Here is a 17,323-nt window from a genome sequence, read left to right on the forward strand (position 1 = left end):
CCGGACGCGCCCTGCCCGGTTGGTTTGGGATCACTTCAAAGGCAAGCAAATCTCGGTCAGCAGATCCTCGGGCGCTGTTTCGCGCGGGTCATTGAGGTAAATTTCGTAACAAGGCTCATCTGCGGGCTCTTCATCCGACTCAGGAAGCCAGTTGCCGAACAGGCTGTGATAGGCAGCCGCGATCCCGGAATACGACCCCTTATACGTCAACACAGCCGTTTTCCCGCCCGGGATCGACAGTTCGTCCATGTCTTCAGGGGTCGTATCGCCTCGAAACTCTGCCCCGGCATAGCTGCGCAGTTGATCCTCGGGCACGTCATCAGGGCTGTCGAGGTACAACGCCAGAACAGGCCCAACCTGCGGCCAAAGCCGGCGGGATTCGCACAGGGCACCAAACGCTTCAAAGCTTTTGCCAATCTCGGAATACGCCCCCTTGTGGGGTAGCGCGGCAACGCGGCGGGCGGGTTCTTTACGGATTGTAACGGGATGCATTGGGTATCCTCCGGTTTTGAAATCTGGATGAGCGGGTCGAAATTGACCCGCCTTGCAAAAGGCAGCGGGGGTGCTGCCATAAGCCTCGGAAAAGGCGCGCGCAAAAGAACTTGGATTGGGATAACCGACAGACAGGGCGATATCAGAGATCGCCTTGTCTGACCGTACCAGCCATGTGGCCGCCTGGTGCAGACGTATGCGCCGAACCGCCTGGGCACAGGTTTCACCGGTCAGGGCGCGAAACACCCGGTGCCAGTGAAACCGGGACATGGCGGCCACGTCAGCCAAAGCATCCAGTGACAGGTCCCTGGCCGGGTTGTCGTGGATGTATGCCAAAACGCGCAGCACGCGGTCTTCGTAGCTGGTGGCCATTGGTGTCCTTCCTTCTCTTTGCTCAATCGTGGTCGCACATCCACAGCACACAAATCTTGCTGAGTTGCATCCCGGGCAACCTCAGGCCATATAGCAGGGAACTTCCGCGTTGAGAGGCGTCATGACCCAGTATCTGGATTTCGAAAAACCGCTGGCCGAGATTGAAGGCAAAGCTGAAGAGCTGCGTGCGCTGGCCCGCACCAACGAAGAGATGGATGTGGCCGAAGAAGCCGCCGCGTTGGATGCCAAAGCCTCCAAGCTGCTGGAAGAGCTTTATGCCGATCTGACTCCCTGGCGGAAATGCCAGGTGGCGCGTCATCCGGAACGTCCGCATTGCAACAATTACGTGGATGCTCTGTTCACCGAGTTCACGCCGCTGGCCGGTGATCGGAACTTTGCCGACGATCTGGCCGTAATCGGTGGACTTGCGCGATTCAACGATCAGCCGGTAATGGTGATTGGGCACGAAAAAGGCTCCGATACGAAATCGCGGATCGAGCGCAACTTTGGCATGGCCCGCCCCGAAGGATATCGCAAGGCCGTCCGCCTGATGGAGATGGCCGGGCGTTTCGGTCTGCCCGTCATCACCCTGATCGATACAGCTGGGGCCTACCCCGGCAAAGGGGCCGAGGAACGTGGCCAGTCGGAAGCCATCGCGCGGTCGACCGAGATGTGCCTGAAGATCGGCGTGCCTTTGGTCTCGGTCATAATCGGTGAAGGTGGGTCCGGTGGCGCTGTGGCGTTTGCCACTGCAAACCGTGTCGCGATGCTGGAACATTCGGTCTATTCGGTGATCTCGCCGGAAGGCTGCGCGTCGATCCTTTGGAAAGATGCCGAAAAGATGCGTGAGGCGGCCGAGGCGCTGCGCCTGACCGCTCAAGACCTGCACAAGCTGGGTGTGTGCGACCGGATCATCTCCGAGCCCAAGGGCGGCGCACATCGCGACAGACCTGCGGCCGTGGAAGCCGTGCGTGCGGCCATTACGGACATGCTGAAAGAGCTGGACGGTAAGGATGCAGCGGCCCTGATTCAGGACCGCCGCCAGAAATTCCTGGATATAGGCTCGAAAGGGCTGGCGGCGTAACCGTCAGCCACCCAATCGGCGCAGCAAACCAACCGAAGGCTCACCGGTAACAGACAGGCCGTTGGCGCTTTGATAAGCGCTGATGGCAGAGGTGGTGTTCTTACCGATCACCCCATCCGCGCCTTTGGTGTCATAACCCGCTGACGTCAGACGGCGCTGCAACTCTTTCCGATCCTCCAGCGTCAGACCATTTGCGTCCGGCCCGAACGACGCCTGAAACGGTGCGCCACCCGCAATCCTGTCGGCCAGGTGACCCACGCCAATCGCGTAGCTGTCCGAGTTGTTGTAGCGCTTGATCACCTGAAAGTTTCGGAATACGGCAATACGCGGCCCTGGTGTCTGAGGCTGCAAAACGGCGACCGGTGAGCCCGAGACGGTTCCAGCCTCTCCGCCCCATGGCTGGCCCCGCACCCATCCCGCACGTGCGAGATACGACGCCGTAGAGGCCAGCGAGTCCGTCGGATCCTCGGACCAGATATCGCGCCGCCCGTCGCCGGTGAAATCCACAGCATAGGCGAGGTACGAGGTCGGGATGAACTGCGTATGCCCCATCGCCCCGGCCCAGCTGCCGGTCATGTTGGCAGGTGTAGTGTCGCCTTCTTGCAAGATACGCAGGGCCGCAACCAATTGCTTTTCGAAAAACGCGCCGCGCCGCCCGTCATATGCTAGCGTCGATGTGGCTGAGACCACGGGTACATCCCCGCGCCGCGCGCCATAGCGGCTTTCCAGCCCCCAGATGGCCACGACAATTTCCTTGTCCACGCCGTACTGTGCCTCGATCTGCGACAGGGTGCCGTTATATTGCCGTAGCATCTTCTGACCGGTTTCAATCCGCTCGTCCGAGGCGGCGATGGCAAGATAATCCTCGAGCGAGCGCTTGAACTCGACCTGGTTGCGGTCGCGTTCAATCACATCGGGCAAGTACCCTGCCCCGCGAAAGGCCTGATCAAGGGTGGTCTGGGAAATCCCTTGCGATGCGGCGCGGGTCTTGAACCCGGCAACCCAGTTATCCCAGCCCGAGTTAGGAACTGCCCGCATTCGGGATGCAGGGGCGCTTGACGGAGCACTGCCGCCTGTACAGGCGGCCAATAACGTTGATCCAAGGCAAAAAGAAAAGGCACGGCGTGTAATCATGGTTGGGGTCTGCTCTTGTTTGTGATTTGGCTAAAGCGTACCCCAGCAGAACCTTGCAGGCCAGTAGAGTGACGCCCGGGAAAAGCATCAATGCGATGTCGGCGGGAAGCCGCTCAGCTCACCAGCAAACGCAACCCTTGCGTGACATCCGAGCGTACCGCCAAACGCAAGCCGGGCTCGTCCCCGGCTTTGAGCGCAGCAATGATCAGCTTGTGATAATGTGGCGGCTCGGTGCGCCGCAAACGTCCATAAAGCGCTCGCATCGTTGGCCCCAACTGCAACCAAACAGTTTCGGCGATGGCCAGCATCGCAGGCGCCTGAGCACGCAGATACAAGGTGCGGTGAAACTCCAGATTCGACCGAATATAGCCAACCGCGTCTCGTTTGGTCACCATCTCGGCAACGGTCATATTGATGCTCTGTAGACGGTCGATCAGAGCAATATGCGCGCGTGGCAAAGCCCGGCTTGCCAGCTCAACCTCCAGCAACGCACGCAGCGCCGCCAACTCCTCGATCCGGTCATTGGTCAGCTCAGGGGTCGAGACCCGCCCCGAGCTTGACAGGAACAACGCCCCTTCAGCAGCCAGACGGCGCACCGCCTCACGCGCCGGTGTCATCGAGACACCGAATTCCTTACCGATGCCGCGCAGGGTTAGCGCCTGACCCGGCGCCATCTCTCCATGCATGATTCGAGATCGCAGAGCCCGGTACACCCGGTCATGCGTGGCAGTTTGGGTTTCAGAGGGGCGCGCGTTCATCATACGTTTTTGTGGTCACAAAATCGCGCAAGGTCAACTCGGCTCTGCGTCAAACCTGTAGCGATGCAGCTCTGCCCCGTTGTCGCGCAACCAGCGGCGGGGTTGCTGATACGGGCCAAAGATCTTCTCGACCTGGGCCCAGAACGCGGGCGAGTGATTCATCTCGGCAAGATGCGCCACCTCATGCGCCGCCACATAGTGCAACACCTCGGGCGGCGCCAGAATGAGGCGCCATGAAAACATCAACCCTCCGTGCGAACTGCACGAGCCCCAGCGGGACCGCGTATCGCGCAGACTGAGCGTCGAATATGACCGCCCCAGCATAGCCGCATAGTCGTCACACGCACCAGTCAACCGGTCCCGTGCCAGTTCCTTGAGGAACCGGGCCAACCGCCGCGCTTCTGCCCCTTCGGGAACCGCAATTTCATCTGCCTGAAGCAAGACCCGCCGACCGTTTGCAGGCACGATTCGCCGGGCAACGCCTTCAATCGGGATCAGTTGGTCGAACTGCACTTGGGCCATGTCCGGCCGATCCTGCAGATGCTGCCGGATCCACTCTTCTTTGGTGCGCGCAAAGTTCAGGGCTTCGGTTTCCGGCACTCCAATCGGGTAAGTCAACGTAACCCGGCCATCCAGCTGGGAAATTCGTAAACTGATACGCCGCGCCCGGGCCGATTTGCGCAACCTCAGTGGCACCGGCGGCGTCCCTGGCAATGCGTGCTCTCCCATATCGCGACATCTCCTGCGCAAAGACTTTGACAGTACCCGCCAGCTGTGGCACGTGGACTGAATCATTTAGACGACTCACCTGATATCAAGGGGAATTGACATGCCCAAGGAAGAATGGGGCTTAAAGCGCGTTTGCCCGACAACCGGTAAGCGGTTTTACGACCTGAACAAGGACCCGATCATCAGCCCCTACACTGGCGAGATCGTGGAGCTTGAAACATCCAAAAGCCGCATGATCGCAGCGGATGCAGAGGATGCAGCTTCGGTCAAGGCGCGTGAAAAAGCCTCGGAAGAAGAACTGGTTCTGGACGATGACGACAATGTCGAAGTCGAACTGGATGACGATCTGCTGGACGACGATGACGACAGCAGTGATGAAGTGTCTCTGGACGACATTACCGAAATGCCTTCGGAAGACGACAACTGATCAAGCAAAAGGCGGCCCTTAGGGTCGCCTTTTTCATTTGACCTGCAGGTCGGACGAAAATTCACGTTCAACTCCATTTTTGGACTTGCACTCGACGCCACTGTCTCCTAAACGTCCGCTCATCGTATCGACGGTACCTTGATGGGGCCTTAGCTCAGTTGGGAGAGCGCTTGCATGGCATGCAAGAGGTCAGGGGTTCGACTCCCCTAGGCTCCACCAAAACTTAACAATTGATCCGCCACGCATAGTTCTTCCTTTTTGGCAGCAGGATTTTCCTTTGGGGCCGAAGCGGAACTCAGAGCCCATTGCTGCCGTCGGCCAAGCTTTCGCCTTTCGCCTGTGCAGCACGTCGCAATCCGCGCATTCCGGACGTTCCCAGGCGCTTCACAGATGGCAGGGCTGCGGGACAAAATGTGAATTCGTTGCAGCCGCACAAATGACCGCAGTCGGCGCTTTGCGGCGCTACTATTTTCTGCGATCAATCAATGTGGACAGTTCCCGATTGGCATTCACACCGTTCTTCGTTCCTCGCAATGCAGCGGGAAGTGTTTTCCTTCATGTCCGGCGCAGCTAATCCGATACAGACAGATAAAAAAGCACCCCGCGATCTTTTGCGGGGTGCTGAAATGTTTGGAAGGGTTGATGCTTACACAATTTGTCAGGCGTGCAGATCCTGTGACAAACGCGTCCCATCTGGAGCCGTTTCGATTCGACTGATTGGCCCAGCTGATGGATCGTCCTTCAGGGATTTATACAAGCCCCATGTTATCAGGATAATCACAAACGAGATCGGGAAGGCGGCGGCGATAGACGCGGTTTGCAAGGCCCCCAATCCACCAGCCATCAACAATGCGATCGCTGTCGCTCCGATGCCTGCACCCCAGATGATACGGAACTTCTTCGGAGGATGATCGTCACCCATAGACAGCATTGTGGTGATGACCAGAGTACCCGAATCCGCCGATGTCACGAACCAGGAGAACAGCAGCAAGGTTGCCAGCGCCGACAATGGCCAGGCAGTCCAGCTTAGATCGCCGATCCAGGATGTCGCGCCCAGATTGCCGATTGTCCCGTACAGGGCCGCGGGAAGATCCCAGTTGCGCACCAGATTGATGACACCTGCGCCGCCTTCGACACCTGGGCCACCCGCCATGTTCAGCTCCTGCCAAATGGCGTTCCCGCCAAACATGCACAGCCAGAAGAAGGCGATTGCCGTCGGCACAAACAGAACGCCAACCATGAACTCACGAATGGTCCTGCCACGCGAGATGCGTGCGATGAACATACCAACAAGAGGTGCCCAAGCGATCCACCAACCCCAGTAGAAGATGGTCCAGCCACCCTGCCAGGCGACGTTTTCGTCAGTACTTGCGGTCCAGAAGCCCATAGGGATGAAGTTCCAGATGTAGTCACCGATTGTGGTGACATAAAAGCCAAACAACCACTTTATCGGGCCAATAATCACGAATGCAGCAAGCAGCAGCATTGACAACCAGATATTCCATTCAGAAATGATCCGGATGCCTTTACCCACACCTGAAACGGTTGAGGCCGTCGCAATAATTGTGACGATAATGATCAGGACGATTTTGGTTGTCAGCGTGGCTTCGATACCAAACAAGACGTTCAGACCTGTGGCGATCTGGCTAGACCCAAGGCCAAGCGATGTTGCGATACCAAACACAGCACCAAAGACAGCCAGCAGATCAACACAATGTCCCCAAGGGCCATAGATCTTGTCCCCGATCAACGGATAGAGCGCTGAGCGCATAGTCAAAGGCAGCTTCTTGCGGAACCCGAAATACGCCAAGCTCAATCCGACGATGACGTAGAGCGCCCAACCATGGAAACCCCAATGGAAATAAGTCACGCGCATCGCATCAATGGCACGTTGCATGTTCATGTCAGCATGACCTGACAGCTCTGCGTGTGGGTTGTTCGGATAGCCGAAAGCGCCTGAGTTATCGAAATAAAAGATCGGCTCGGCGACACCGAAGAACAGAATTCCAATCCCGATACCTGCCGAAAACAGCATTGCAAACCAGCTGAAGTTACTGAATTCGGGGCGGGAGTCATTGTCGCCCAGTCGCAGACCGCCAAATTTTGAGAACATCAGGAAGAAACAGAATAACATGGTGCCGGAAAGTACCGAAATATAGTACCAGCTCAGTCCGCTTTCGATCCAACTGCGGAGCGATTTGTATACTCCGCCCGCAAGTTCGACATTTAGCACCGTGAAGATAACAATCGATGCGATCATCAACTTTGAGGCAATTGCCATCCCCGGATGCAGACCGGTAAAAAAACCGGATTTTGCCACCAGATGGGCGTTGGGGTTACTATCAGTCATAAGGATCCTCCCTCTTACGATAATTGTTGAGGCGCGAATCAGAGTGCGCCGGTTAATGCCGTCTATTCGGGCAGGTATTTGTCAGACCAACTTTCTCCGGTAGCGCCACTTGCGATCATTGTGCTGATTTGAGCGGTGGAATATCCCAAGCGCATCAGAATCGCGCGGGTGTGCTGCCCGTATTTTGGCATCGGACCCGGAATCGTAATTTTTCCGGTTTGTGTGCGTACAGCGTTGGGGGCGACCAGGTCACACCATCGCCCCATTGGGTGTTGGTCGTGGCGAATAACGCGGAACGTGGATTGGCAGATGTCAATTGCCCCCTCGCTCTCCAGCTGAAGTGATGTGTCGCGGGTTTCGTGCAGGGACGCAAGCGGGACAATCGTGCTGGCACCTTGAGAAAAGACATTGCGCCAATGCTCCAGTGGCCGCTTCCTGAATCGTTCCGCCAGAGCGCTGTGCAGCTCATCATCCGGCAGGTTCGCCAGATCGGCGAGTTCGCCAACCCGCGCGAGTGCTGCGTCACGTTCAGTCGGGGCCGCGAAGAACAGCCAGTGATCCAAGGCTTCATAGCAGTGATAATAAGGTCCCCACCCAAGGACCTCGCGGCCCGAAGGTTCATCAAAGGGCACCCGCCCCTCAAAATCATGCATGAACTGAGCCTGAATGAGATTGCCCGCCGCCGCCAGCGAGGCGCGTGCAATGCCACCTTTTCCGGTCTCTTTCAGACGCAGCAAAGCGCCCCCCAATGCGACACAGGCGCAAAACCCGGTCAGCACGTCGATGGTTCCGAAATGTGCGTGCTCTTCGGGGGTTTCCATCCCGCCACCGAACCGCACCATCACCCCTGTAGCCGCTTGCGCGAGGTCATCATAGCCCAGATGATCGGATTTAGGGCCGCGCAATGGCCCTCCGAACGCATCCAGCTGCACCAAAATAAGCCGTGGGTTGATCGCCTCCAGCCGTTCCGGAGAGAGCCCCAGCCTGTCCCGTTGCTGATCAGTCCCGTTCACAGTGACCACGTCGGCCTCGGCGATCAGTTTCGACAGGGCTTCCTGACCTTCCGATGTGCGCAGGTTTAACAGGATGCTGTCTTTGCCGCGCTGTGCGTGGATGCCAAACACAACCGTATTCCAAGGATCTACCGAAGGCTCGACCGGCTGGACCAGCGTAATATCTGCGCCGTAACGCGCCAGGGTTGAACCAATCATCGGCCCGGCAATCACATTGGTCAGATCCAAAACCTTAAGGCCATCCAACCACCCCGTCGCGGCACCGCTTGCATCAACGCCCCCACTGCGTGTGGGTTCGGCCAGAATATTCGAAATGTCCGCCGCCGTTGATCCGGCTTTATTGGCGGCACCTGCGTCATCCGACAGCCAGGCCACGTTGCCCATCTGACGCATGGTGCCATGGCGCGCATCTTCGACTTGCAGCACAAGTCCCGAGGCCAATGCATGAGGATCGGCAAGCCATTCTTTGGTGAAACGCTGCGCCGTAGCGGGGGCTTTGGCCGCACCAAACAGCTCTTCCCATTCATGGGATGGCTTGGTCAGAAAGGCTGTCTTCATTGCCGAAGAAACGCGTGCGCGGTCAGATGCGCCCACCGGGTAGTTGCGCATCGACCATTCTGCCGGCCAGTCTTTGGTGTCCAGGTATGCCGAGAAATCCGGCAGCGCGTCTGCCAGGTCTTTTAGCCCAAGTGTTTCCAGCACCCGGCGCGGATGGGTGGCAACCGATCCACTGACCACGTAGAACCCACGCCCATCGGCGCAGGTATAGGTGCGATAAAAAGGGTCCAGGAATTCGGACAGTTCGCTGAACTTCAGGTCCATCGGCAAACCGTCGGCGGCGCGTCGGTCCAGTTCAACTTCGCGCGGGGATTTGTAGCGCTCGGGATAGTCCTGGATCTGTTCGCAGTTATAAACCAACCCCTCCAACAGCGCCGAAGCAAGGGGGACCTCGATATAGTCACCGCCATTTTGATCTCGTGCATTAAGGGCAAAGAGAACAGCCATTGCCCCAAAGCTGGATCCATAGGCCGAAGCAAGCGTGAGCGGTGTAAAGGAAGGGTTGATCCCCATCAGGCGACGGTTCAGTCCCATATCGGTGAATTGGCCAGTGTATGCGGCGATCACAGCTTCCCAGGCGGGCAGACCAGCGAGCTCCGGATCAGTTGATGCAAAACCTGGCAGGGAAAGATAAACCAGCCGGTTGTTGACGGCACGCAGTGTATCCGGGCCAAGCCCAAGGCGATCCATCACGCCTGGTCGGAAGTTTTCAATCACGACATCGGAACGTTTTGCCAGTTCGATCGCTGTGTTGCGATCCTCTTCGGATTTCAGATCGAGCTTCAGCACACTTTTGCCGCGCGAAAGCATATCAAAGGCAGGATCGTCAAAAGCCGGTCCATCAGGGTGCTCGATACGGATCACTTCAGCCCCCATATCCGCGAGCATCATGCCAACAAGCGGTCCGGCAAGGTACTGTCCAAAGTCCAGAACGCGAATGTGAGAAAGAGGTCGGTTCATGTGTGTACCTTTTCTATCGAGACATAATTTTATGTAATTCGGCTACATTTAAAGTTATGTGTACCAATTGAATTGATTGTGTCACACTGGCCATGAATCTATCCACTGGATCACATTTTGATATGGGGAAGCAGAAAGAAATTCTCTCAGGGTCGCTAAATGCACTGCTGGTTTTAGAAGCAGCGGTGCGTCAAAGGGGCTTTTCCATGGCTGCCAAAGAGCTAAACCTGAGCCAGCCCGCGGTGTCGCGCCACATTGCCACTCTGGAAGGACGTTTGGGACAGGCGCTGTTCATACGCGATCACAACAAAATCACCCCAACCGAGGCCGGTCAGAAACTGGCAGATTCCGTTGCTCTGGGGTTCAGCCATGTTGCGTCTGTCTGGCATGAAATCACGGCGCAGACAGATGGCCGAGATGTCGTCCTTGCCTGTAGCTATGGCTTTGCCGATCAGTGGCTGATGCCGCGGTTTTCAGATCTGAGGTCCGTCATGGGCGGCGCGCAGGTTCGCGTTGTGACGTCTGACAGGCTGGAAGATATTGATTTTGGGCGCGTGGATGCCGCTGTTGTCTGGGATCTGGGCCAAACCCCGGACAGGCCATCTATTCCGCTCATCAAAGACGAAACTTTTCCGGTGTGCAGCCCACAGTTTTTAGCGCGGTACCGCGAAAAGTTTGGGAGAGGTGAGGCAAACACTGCGCTGGAGGTCGATTTTATGCATTTAGTCCCGGATGATTTTCTGCACTTTGCCGTCGGTAGTTCCGGTTTTCAGACCTGGCATAGCTGGTTTACCATGGCGGGTCTGAAAATTCCGGAGTTCGGTCAACCCACCCACTATGACGCCTATCCGTTTTTGATGCGTGCTGTACTGAATAGCGAAGGCATCGCCTTAGGTTGGCGTGGTTTAGTGGACAGCCTGCTGGAAAGTGGCAAGATCGTTCGCGCGGGGCCAAGTGTGTCGAACCGCGAGACGTCATATTATCTTCAACATCGGGAAATCCAGGAAGAAAGGGTTGCACTCACACGTTTGGTGGGTTGGTTCAAATCAGAAATCAACAAGCCCATCACCCAAGTTTCAGGTACCAAGGGGTGACAACAAGGTAGGCCGGGCTCAAACCAAACCCGACCCACCCGAAGTTGCCGACCTGTTATTCGAAAAACTCTTCTTCCGAATAACGCCTCCCCAGGGATAGGAAGGTAAAGAGATGCACCTGCAACCCCGATCCCGTCTAATTATTTTTGGCCGACATGACGACCAGCTCCTTCGGGCATAGAAAGCGCCGCATGTGTTCCGGCGTAGCCCGCCAGCTTCGCTGCCACCTCATCCGAAGGCAGCGATGTGCCGCGCGCATTCAGGTCCATATGCAAAAGCAGGGTTTCGACAGTAGCTGCCAGTTTCGTCCAGCCCCCCAAAGCCGGTGGAACAGGTGCATCTTTTTGCCTTCGCCCTTCAAAACCTGAGTGGTGATGGTCAGAACATCCCCCTCATGCACTTCATCAAGGAACCGCACGTGGTTTTCCACGGTGAAATAGCTGCCACCTGCGGCGATGTAGGCCGCGTCGCAGCCAATCATCTCCATGAAACGATCGGTTGCCTGAGCTGAGGCTTCCAGATAGTTTGCCTCGTTCATGTGACCGTTATAATCAGTCCAGCTTTGCGGTACTTGACGGCTGACAGTTATGGGCAGGTCCACGGGTTCAGGATCTGGCAACGTGGCCTCATGGTCATTGATCGTGCCACCCGCACCACTGCCGGATTTCTTGAGTGCGCGCATCATACCGACAAGGTTGTCGTCACGCAGTTTTTCCAGTTCACGGATCGACATATGCCCGGATTGAGCATCGGATTGACCGGCAATCAGATCAACCAGTTCATCGGTAAACTCGGGCACGTCCATCAGCTTGGTCCACTCCCAGGCCAGTGCTGTGGAACGTCACTGACCTTTGACTCAATCGACAGCCAAAACCTCAATAAATCAGTGAATCGCGTCTTTCAATTCTGACCCAAACGTCAAGCATTTCTGACCCAATACGAAAAACGGCCCTTCATCGAACTTGCGACGAAGGTGTCGAAAGAGCCCATTCTACCGGACGCTGCGTTTCGCTCCGATGACAGCAATGCGCTGGAAGCAGACTTTGCAATGTTTGGCGACTTCCTCCAATAACTCGTTGAAACAGTCGGTAGCGACAATCTTGGTTCGAGTGGGCAAGCTAAGAACTTGGATAAGTGCTCAGGGGTATGACGGCCGCAACAACCTCGATGCCGTCAGTGATTTTCAAAGCGCTGACGGCCGCTTTGCTATCTAAAACTGTGGTTTCGTGATATCCTTATACCGCCTTGGGGGCTACTATGGGCGATTTCTTTTGGATTGGAACTGCAATCGGCGCTGCCATTGGGCTGATTAATATGTTTTTCATTTTGAATTCTCGTCTCGGTCAGACCGGGTTGAACCAAGCCAAAACAATTTGGCAAGGCCTGTGGGTATGGGCGCTTTGGACCGTGTTCGGTGCCGATGTTCTGGCGCTCTGGCTTCTGGGCGTCGTTCTCTTGGGCTTATCGCGAATTTTGCGACGGGGTTCTGAGGCATGATAGTCGGGGAAGATGCGCCGCAGCGCCGCAAGTGAATCCGCGTCTCGACTGAGGTACAGCGCATTCGCGCGCAGTATGGCTGCGCCCGATGTTGCAAAGGTAGTGCGTAGGGAGAAAGCTCTGCCGGAATACATCGCTGCAAACAATGATCGCCCATCCCCGAAATGAATGTACGCTGTCGGGCTATAACGTAATTGGTCCGGGCCTCAGTAAAGGTCTTAATCTGCGGCACTACGTAGTAATTTGAGCCCCCAATCACTATATTAGTTTTAGCTGCAATTGGTTTTCGCGCTCATCCTGGGCATGAAAGTGTTGCGGACAATCAATGGATCGAAAGCATGTCTTTCAAAGACCTGACGACCAGAGCGGATGCCGCGCTGAATGCCAATCATGCGGACAAGCCGAAAAAAGAACTGGCTCCCGAGGAACCTGACGTCGGCCCCGAAGAACCAAAGCCCAAGCGTCAAAGTTCATAAGACCCTGCCGGGAGTGGGTGACTTGTCCTTGAATACGTCTCCGAACGAGCGGTATCAGCTAAGGAGACGTACGCAAATGGACCAGATTACCAGTAAGACCACCGCAATCTTCTCCCGACCGTTCACATTCCCGGGCTTTGACGAAATGCTCCCGGCTGGTGAGTACGAAATAGAAACTGAGCTTTCTGCACCGCCCGACTATTTGGATCCAGAAGCCTGGAAAGCCTCGGTATTGGTTTACCTGCACCCCCGTGAAACCCATCCCGGGTTGGCGCGAACCTTGACCGTTTCTCTGGCTGATCTCGACAGTGCACGTGTACAGGACAAATTAACCAAGAAAGAGTTGTCGAAGTTTTTACTTGATCAACTTCTGGCCGATCCGATGGTGCAACTGATCATGGAAGCTGATGGTGTGTCCGAGACTCGACTTCGACACCTTTACTCGAGATCGGATATTTCAGAGTCGCCCGGCGGATCACCGGATTAAGGAGCCAAACGCTCAAAATGCGGAGGCGACTTCCAAGACGCCCTCGCAATCCAAATAGCTGAGAATGAAGAAAAGCCTGTCCTTACCGCTAATCGCTCCTCGAATTGCAGGCGGCCCCTCTCGTTCGTTTGAACCTGGCATTTCCGGCACAATCTCCAAGCAACGGGAGAGCTTTTTCTCAACTCTTTCTTAAGGGGTAACTGAGTGACCCAAACTGAAACCAAGGTTATAAACTGATGAAAGAACCCGACAACGATACAGAAGCGATCTTGGAACGCGCCCTAAATGACGTGCCGCAAGAACGACCGTGTCTTCGTTGCAGAACTCCATTTTGGAGCGAAGGGTTTGGGGAGCGGATTTGTCGGCGCTGCAAAGGACTGAACGCGTGGCGAAACGGTGTGTCGGTTAGACCTGGGTTAGCTCGGCGTCGTTAATTTCTGACAACAGTGCAACCGCCCAAGCTTGATCATATTTCATGCGATATTATTGGTGTATAAGACTTCTTCACCCTGATTTTCCGTACCAGCCCATCGGTTAGCTTAATCTTTTCAAGATCGTGCAACTCATCGGGGGATCAAGGCTTGTTTGATGCTCCCCAGCAGCCCATCTATACTGGGCTAACGTTTTTCTTTTTCGACCTGCTGTCTCCCAAAATCGGCGTTCAGTCTTTCGATTCAGACCGACCACGCCGAGCCGTCGCAATAGTGCGGGCGGCTGTTATTAGGAGACTTACACCATGGCAAATGGCACCGTGAAATGGTTCAACTCAACCAAAGGTTTCGGCTTCATTGAACCGGAAAATGGCAAGAACGACGTATTCGTACATATTTCGGCGCTTGAGCGGTCCGGCATCAGTGAACTTCAAGATGGCCAGAAGGTCACTTTTGAATTGGAATCTGGTCGTGACGGGCGCGATAACGCCGCTAACTTGGCGCTGGCCTAAACGTTTTTGGGCACCCTTATGGGTGCCCGTTTGGACATTTAAGTCCGATGAGAGATCGGAGGGCCACCAGGTTGCAACCTCAGGATTGGACTAGAGTTCTCGCGCAATACCGCGCATCGAACACCGGACGCAGTGTCTTCGAATTGACAATCACTGTTATACCTTTTGTTGTGTTATGGGTCGCTGCCTGGCATGCATTGTCCATTAGCGTCTGGATCTCCACTTCGCTGGCAATATTGAATGCCGCCTTCCTGGTCCGCTTGTTCATAATCATGCACGATTGCGGTCATGGGGCGTTTTTCAAAAGCCGTGTACTTTGCAATTGGACAGGCCGGTTTCTGGGTGTTCTGGCGCTCACACCATATGATGTCTGGCGCCAAACCCATGCAATTCACCATTCTTCAACCGGTAATCTGGATCGGCGCGGTATCGGAGACTTACCGACCTTGACTGTCGACGAATATGTGAACCGTAAGTGGATCGGACGCGCCTTGTATCGCTTGGTTCGACACCCATTGTTCATGTTTGGCGTCGTCCCAATCTATACGTTTTTTATCCTATATCGGCTGCCCGTCGGATTAATGCATGCTGGCTGGCAGTATTGGCTAAGCGCAATGGCGACAAACGTTGTGATAGCTACTGTTTTGGGTGGAGTCTATTGGGTCGGAGGTGTGGATGCACTGTTGTTTGTGTTTCTCCCGACTATGATTTTAGCTGCTTCAATCGGTGTCTGGCTTTTCTACATCCAGCATCAATTCGAGCACACAACCTGGGAACACGAAGAGCAGTGGAAACTACAGCATGCAGCATTCTATGGCAGCTCTCACTATGCCCTACCTGGTCCTCTACGCTGGTTCACTGCGAATATAGGTGTGCACCATGTTCATCACATGGCCAGCCGGATACCTTTTTACAGACTTGATGAAGTGCTGCGCGATCACGGTGAACTCGCCGATTGTCAGCGCATTACGCTCTATGAAAGCCTGCACTGTGCGCGGCTGCACCTTTGGGACGAAAGCCGTCAACGCCTGCTGACATTTTCTGAGGCGTTATCGCACGCCAAAACTGCATAACTTTCAATGTACTCTGGCGCGCACGAGGTATGCTTCGATTGTATCCTCATTAAGTGCTCGAACGGCCTTTAGACGGTGGAGATCGGTCAGAGCCCTCATTACCTGTTCTTTGTGATGCAGCGGATGTCGGCTTCAGAGTGGCATGCTAAAGAGGCTACATAAGTAGTAACGGCTTTGCTAACACATACGGCGAATGCCAGGTTGAAACCAATTCTTTCTTCAGTATCGGGGCCTTGGTAATAGCGTTAGGCTCATGAACGTTGTAATACCGTCGCCAAGTGGTTATGTTAAGTCCACTAAAGTTCTTGTTTTCTGCGGCCTAGGCGTATCGCCAGCTAGAGTAAACTAAGTTCTTCCATCATGAAAATTCAGCTGTCACGTCCTCTACTTGGATCTGATGTTTGGGAAGGTTGCCGATGTTTTCGCGCACAACCACATCGCGTGTGACGTTTGTTGATCCGTTTTGGTGATCAGACGCACCGTTGGTTTGCCAAAGAACCACAACGCAATCATTGATCAAACGAGCTTCCGGTAGGCCCGAACTGCGCCTATCGGTCATCGCGGCTTGGGAATGGCCCTAGCGCGAGAATTAGAATGCGCAAAAAGACACAAAACAGCGTGGCGGCGCTTTCTCCGCCAGAGGATCTAAAATGACATTTCCAGAATGGACGAAACCAGGCATCTACGGTGCTTTGTGTGGTGCGATTGCGGTCTCAATCCTTGGCTTTACCTGGGGCGGTTGGACGACCAGCGGCAGCGCTCAAGAATTGGCTAAGGATCATGCAAGCGAAGAAGTGACGCTCGCGATGGTGCCGGTTTGCCTGAACAGGTCAGCCGCTGACCCGAGGCGCGAAGAAATAATCTTAACCCTCCAAGATGCCTCTGGCTTCAGTCGCCGTAAGGCTATGATGGATACGGGTTGGGCCACGCTGCCGGGGTCGGAAACGCCAAGCCGCGACCTTGCAGATGCCTGTATCGCGGGGCTTGAGCTGGATGGATCATAACTCAAAGGCAATGCCGCAACTCTGTCGGGCGATCTGGAGAGCGCATCTGTCACCAGGCATTCAGATCATTGCGGCGCTGATTGTGCTCCCAATCTGTGCTCTGCTTCTGTCTTCAACGCCTGCATATGCTCAATCCACATCGCAACCTGTGCCTGAAAATGCCACTGCAAAGAGCTACGGTGACGGCTGGAAATGTAACGCTGGGTACAGGCTGAGTGGCGATGTCTGCACCGTTGTCATAGTGCCAGCAAATGCGTATCCGACCAACCGCACCTATGGTTCTGGTTGGGAATGTCTTCATGGTTTTCGCAAGAACGATGATAAGGCCTGTGTTGCGGTGATTGTACCTGATGGCGGGTTTCTTGATCCATCAGGTGAGCGCTGGCATTGCTCGCGGGGTTTTCACAAAGTTGACGACGCGTGCCTAGAAATTGTCGTGCCCGCAAACGCTTATCTAGTAGCTACGACTTATGGACCCGCGTGGGAATGCAAACGTGGGTTTGAAGTATTGGACGACCTTTGCGTTGCCATTGTGGTCCCGACCAACGCTTATCTGAATTCATCAGGATACGGCCGGCCCTGGACATGCGAACGTGGATTCTATGAGCAGGATGGCTCGTGCGCGGTCGTTGTGATCCCTGAACATGCCTACTTTGACGATGCAACCTACGGCACGGGATGGAAGTGCGAGCGGGGATACGCTGCCTCAGGTGAGAGCTGTGAAGTAATAGACCTTCCTGCGAATGCCCATCTCGACAGGTCCGGAAACCGTTGGGACTGCAACAAGAATTTCAAGTTATCTAAAGGCCTGTGCGTTCTCGATAACTGAGCGTGCGGCACGACTATTTCGACTTCAATATCAGATGGTGACG

The 17,323-nt window shown here is 55.3% G+C and carries 16 protein-coding genes, 1 tRNA gene and 1 pseudogene; 11 read left to right on the top strand and 7 right to left on the bottom strand.

Annotated features, from left to right (window positions below):
• Positions 1 to 30 precede the first annotated feature (30 nt).
• The gene (locus AC2FLD_RS11885; RefSeq protein ID WP_496669366.1) at positions 31 to 864 is read right to left on the bottom strand and encodes an AraC family transcriptional regulator; all 834 of its coding nucleotides are present in this window, start codon (positions 862 to 864) and stop codon (positions 31 to 33) included.
• Between the two features lie 121 nt (positions 865 to 985).
• On the opposite strand from AC2FLD_RS11885, the gene AC2FLD_RS11890 reads away from it, so the two are divergent.
• The gene (locus tag AC2FLD_RS11890; RefSeq protein ID WP_050604854.1) at positions 986 to 1,948 is read left to right on the top strand and encodes an acetyl-CoA carboxylase carboxyltransferase subunit alpha; all 963 of its coding nucleotides are present in this window, start codon (positions 986 to 988) and stop codon (positions 1,946 to 1,948) included.
• Between the two features lie 3 nt (positions 1,949 to 1,951).
• On the opposite strand, the gene AC2FLD_RS11895 is transcribed toward AC2FLD_RS11890, so the two are convergent.
• The 3 genes from AC2FLD_RS11895 to AC2FLD_RS11905 all read right to left on the bottom strand — a co-directional run bounded on the left by AC2FLD_RS11895 (position 1,952) and on the right by AC2FLD_RS11905 (position 4,569).
• On the bottom strand, positions 1,952 to 3,082 hold the full coding sequence (locus AC2FLD_RS11895; RefSeq protein ID WP_496669364.1) for a lytic murein transglycosylase: 1,131 nt from the start codon (positions 3,080 to 3,082) through the stop codon (positions 1,952 to 1,954).
• Positions 3,083 to 3,195: 113 nt separating this feature from the next.
• Positions 3,196 to 3,843, bottom strand: a complete 648-nt coding sequence (locus AC2FLD_RS11900; RefSeq protein WP_050604856.1) for a GntR family transcriptional regulator — start codon at positions 3,841 to 3,843, stop codon at positions 3,196 to 3,198.
• 30 nt (positions 3,844 to 3,873) lie between these two features.
• The gene (locus AC2FLD_RS11905; protein ID WP_050604857.1) at positions 3,874 to 4,569 is read right to left on the bottom strand and encodes a M48 family metallopeptidase; all 696 of its coding nucleotides are present in this window, start codon (positions 4,567 to 4,569) and stop codon (positions 3,874 to 3,876) included.
• 100 nt (positions 4,570 to 4,669) lie between these two features.
• Here AC2FLD_RS11905 and AC2FLD_RS11910 point away from each other — a divergent pair, with 100 nt between their 5' ends.
• Positions 4,670 to 4,996, top strand: a complete 327-nt coding sequence (locus tag AC2FLD_RS11910; RefSeq protein WP_050604858.1) for a TIGR02300 family protein — start codon at positions 4,670 to 4,672, stop codon at positions 4,994 to 4,996.
• 143 nt (positions 4,997 to 5,139) lie between these two features.
• Positions 5,140 to 5,215, top strand: a tRNA-Ala gene (locus AC2FLD_RS11915).
• 439 nt (positions 5,216 to 5,654) lie between these two features.
• Here the strand turns inward: AC2FLD_RS11915 and AC2FLD_RS11920 are convergent.
• Positions 5,655 to 7,346, bottom strand: a complete 1,692-nt coding sequence (locus tag AC2FLD_RS11920) for a BCCT family transporter (RefSeq protein WP_496669363.1) — start codon at positions 7,344 to 7,346, stop codon at positions 5,655 to 5,657.
• 62 nt (positions 7,347 to 7,408) lie between these two features.
• The gene (locus tag AC2FLD_RS11925) at positions 7,409 to 9,877 is read right to left on the bottom strand and encodes a CoA transferase (RefSeq protein WP_496669362.1); all 2,469 of its coding nucleotides are present in this window, start codon (positions 9,875 to 9,877) and stop codon (positions 7,409 to 7,411) included.
• Positions 9,878 to 9,999: 122 nt separating this feature from the next.
• Here AC2FLD_RS11925 and AC2FLD_RS11930 point away from each other — a divergent pair, with 122 nt between their 5' ends.
• Positions 10,000 to 10,971, top strand: a complete 972-nt coding sequence (locus tag AC2FLD_RS11930) for a LysR family transcriptional regulator (RefSeq protein WP_496726490.1) — start codon at positions 10,000 to 10,002, stop codon at positions 10,969 to 10,971.
• 140 nt (positions 10,972 to 11,111) lie between these two features.
• Here the strand turns inward: AC2FLD_RS11930 and AC2FLD_RS11935 are convergent.
• Positions 11,112 to 11,803: pseudogene (locus AC2FLD_RS11935) on the bottom strand (thioesterase family protein); the annotation flags it as partial.
• A gap of 425 nt (positions 11,804 to 12,228) precedes the next feature.
• Here AC2FLD_RS11935 and AC2FLD_RS11940 point away from each other — a divergent pair.
• The 7 genes from AC2FLD_RS11940 (at position 12,229) to AC2FLD_RS11970 (ending at position 17,280) form a co-directional block, all read left to right on the top strand.
• On the top strand, positions 12,229 to 12,468 hold the full coding sequence (locus AC2FLD_RS11940; RefSeq protein ID WP_496669359.1) for a hypothetical protein: 240 nt from the start codon (positions 12,229 to 12,231) through the stop codon (positions 12,466 to 12,468).
• A 338-nt stretch (positions 12,469 to 12,806) separates the two neighbouring features.
• Positions 12,807 to 12,944 (top strand): hypothetical protein, encoded by a 138-nt coding sequence (locus AC2FLD_RS11945; RefSeq protein ID WP_496669357.1) that lies wholly within the window; start codon positions 12,807 to 12,809, stop codon positions 12,942 to 12,944.
• Between the two features lie 76 nt (positions 12,945 to 13,020).
• A complete protein-coding gene (locus AC2FLD_RS11950) occupies positions 13,021 to 13,431 on the top strand; it encodes a hypothetical protein (protein WP_496669356.1) in 411 nt (136 codons plus the stop codon).
• Between the two features lie 736 nt (positions 13,432 to 14,167).
• Positions 14,168 to 14,374, top strand: coding sequence for a cold-shock protein (locus tag AC2FLD_RS11955; protein WP_496669354.1), 207 nt, complete (start codon positions 14,168 to 14,170; stop codon positions 14,372 to 14,374).
• Positions 14,375 to 14,517: 143 nt separating this feature from the next.
• The gene (locus AC2FLD_RS11960) at positions 14,518 to 15,447 is read left to right on the top strand and encodes a fatty acid desaturase (RefSeq protein WP_496777361.1); all 930 of its coding nucleotides are present in this window, start codon (positions 14,518 to 14,520) and stop codon (positions 15,445 to 15,447) included.
• Positions 15,448 to 16,097: 650 nt separating this feature from the next.
• A complete protein-coding gene (locus AC2FLD_RS11965; RefSeq protein WP_496669350.1) occupies positions 16,098 to 16,451 on the top strand; it encodes a hypothetical protein in 354 nt (117 codons plus the stop codon).
• Positions 16,441 to 17,280, top strand: coding sequence for a hypothetical protein (locus tag AC2FLD_RS11970; RefSeq protein WP_496669349.1), 840 nt, complete (start codon positions 16,441 to 16,443; stop codon positions 17,278 to 17,280). Before AC2FLD_RS11965 ends, AC2FLD_RS11970 begins: the two co-directional genes overlap by 11 nt.
• The last annotated feature ends 43 nt before the right edge of the window (positions 17,281 to 17,323 follow it).

The organism is Ruegeria sp. CDSA021 (assembly GCF_059612325.1).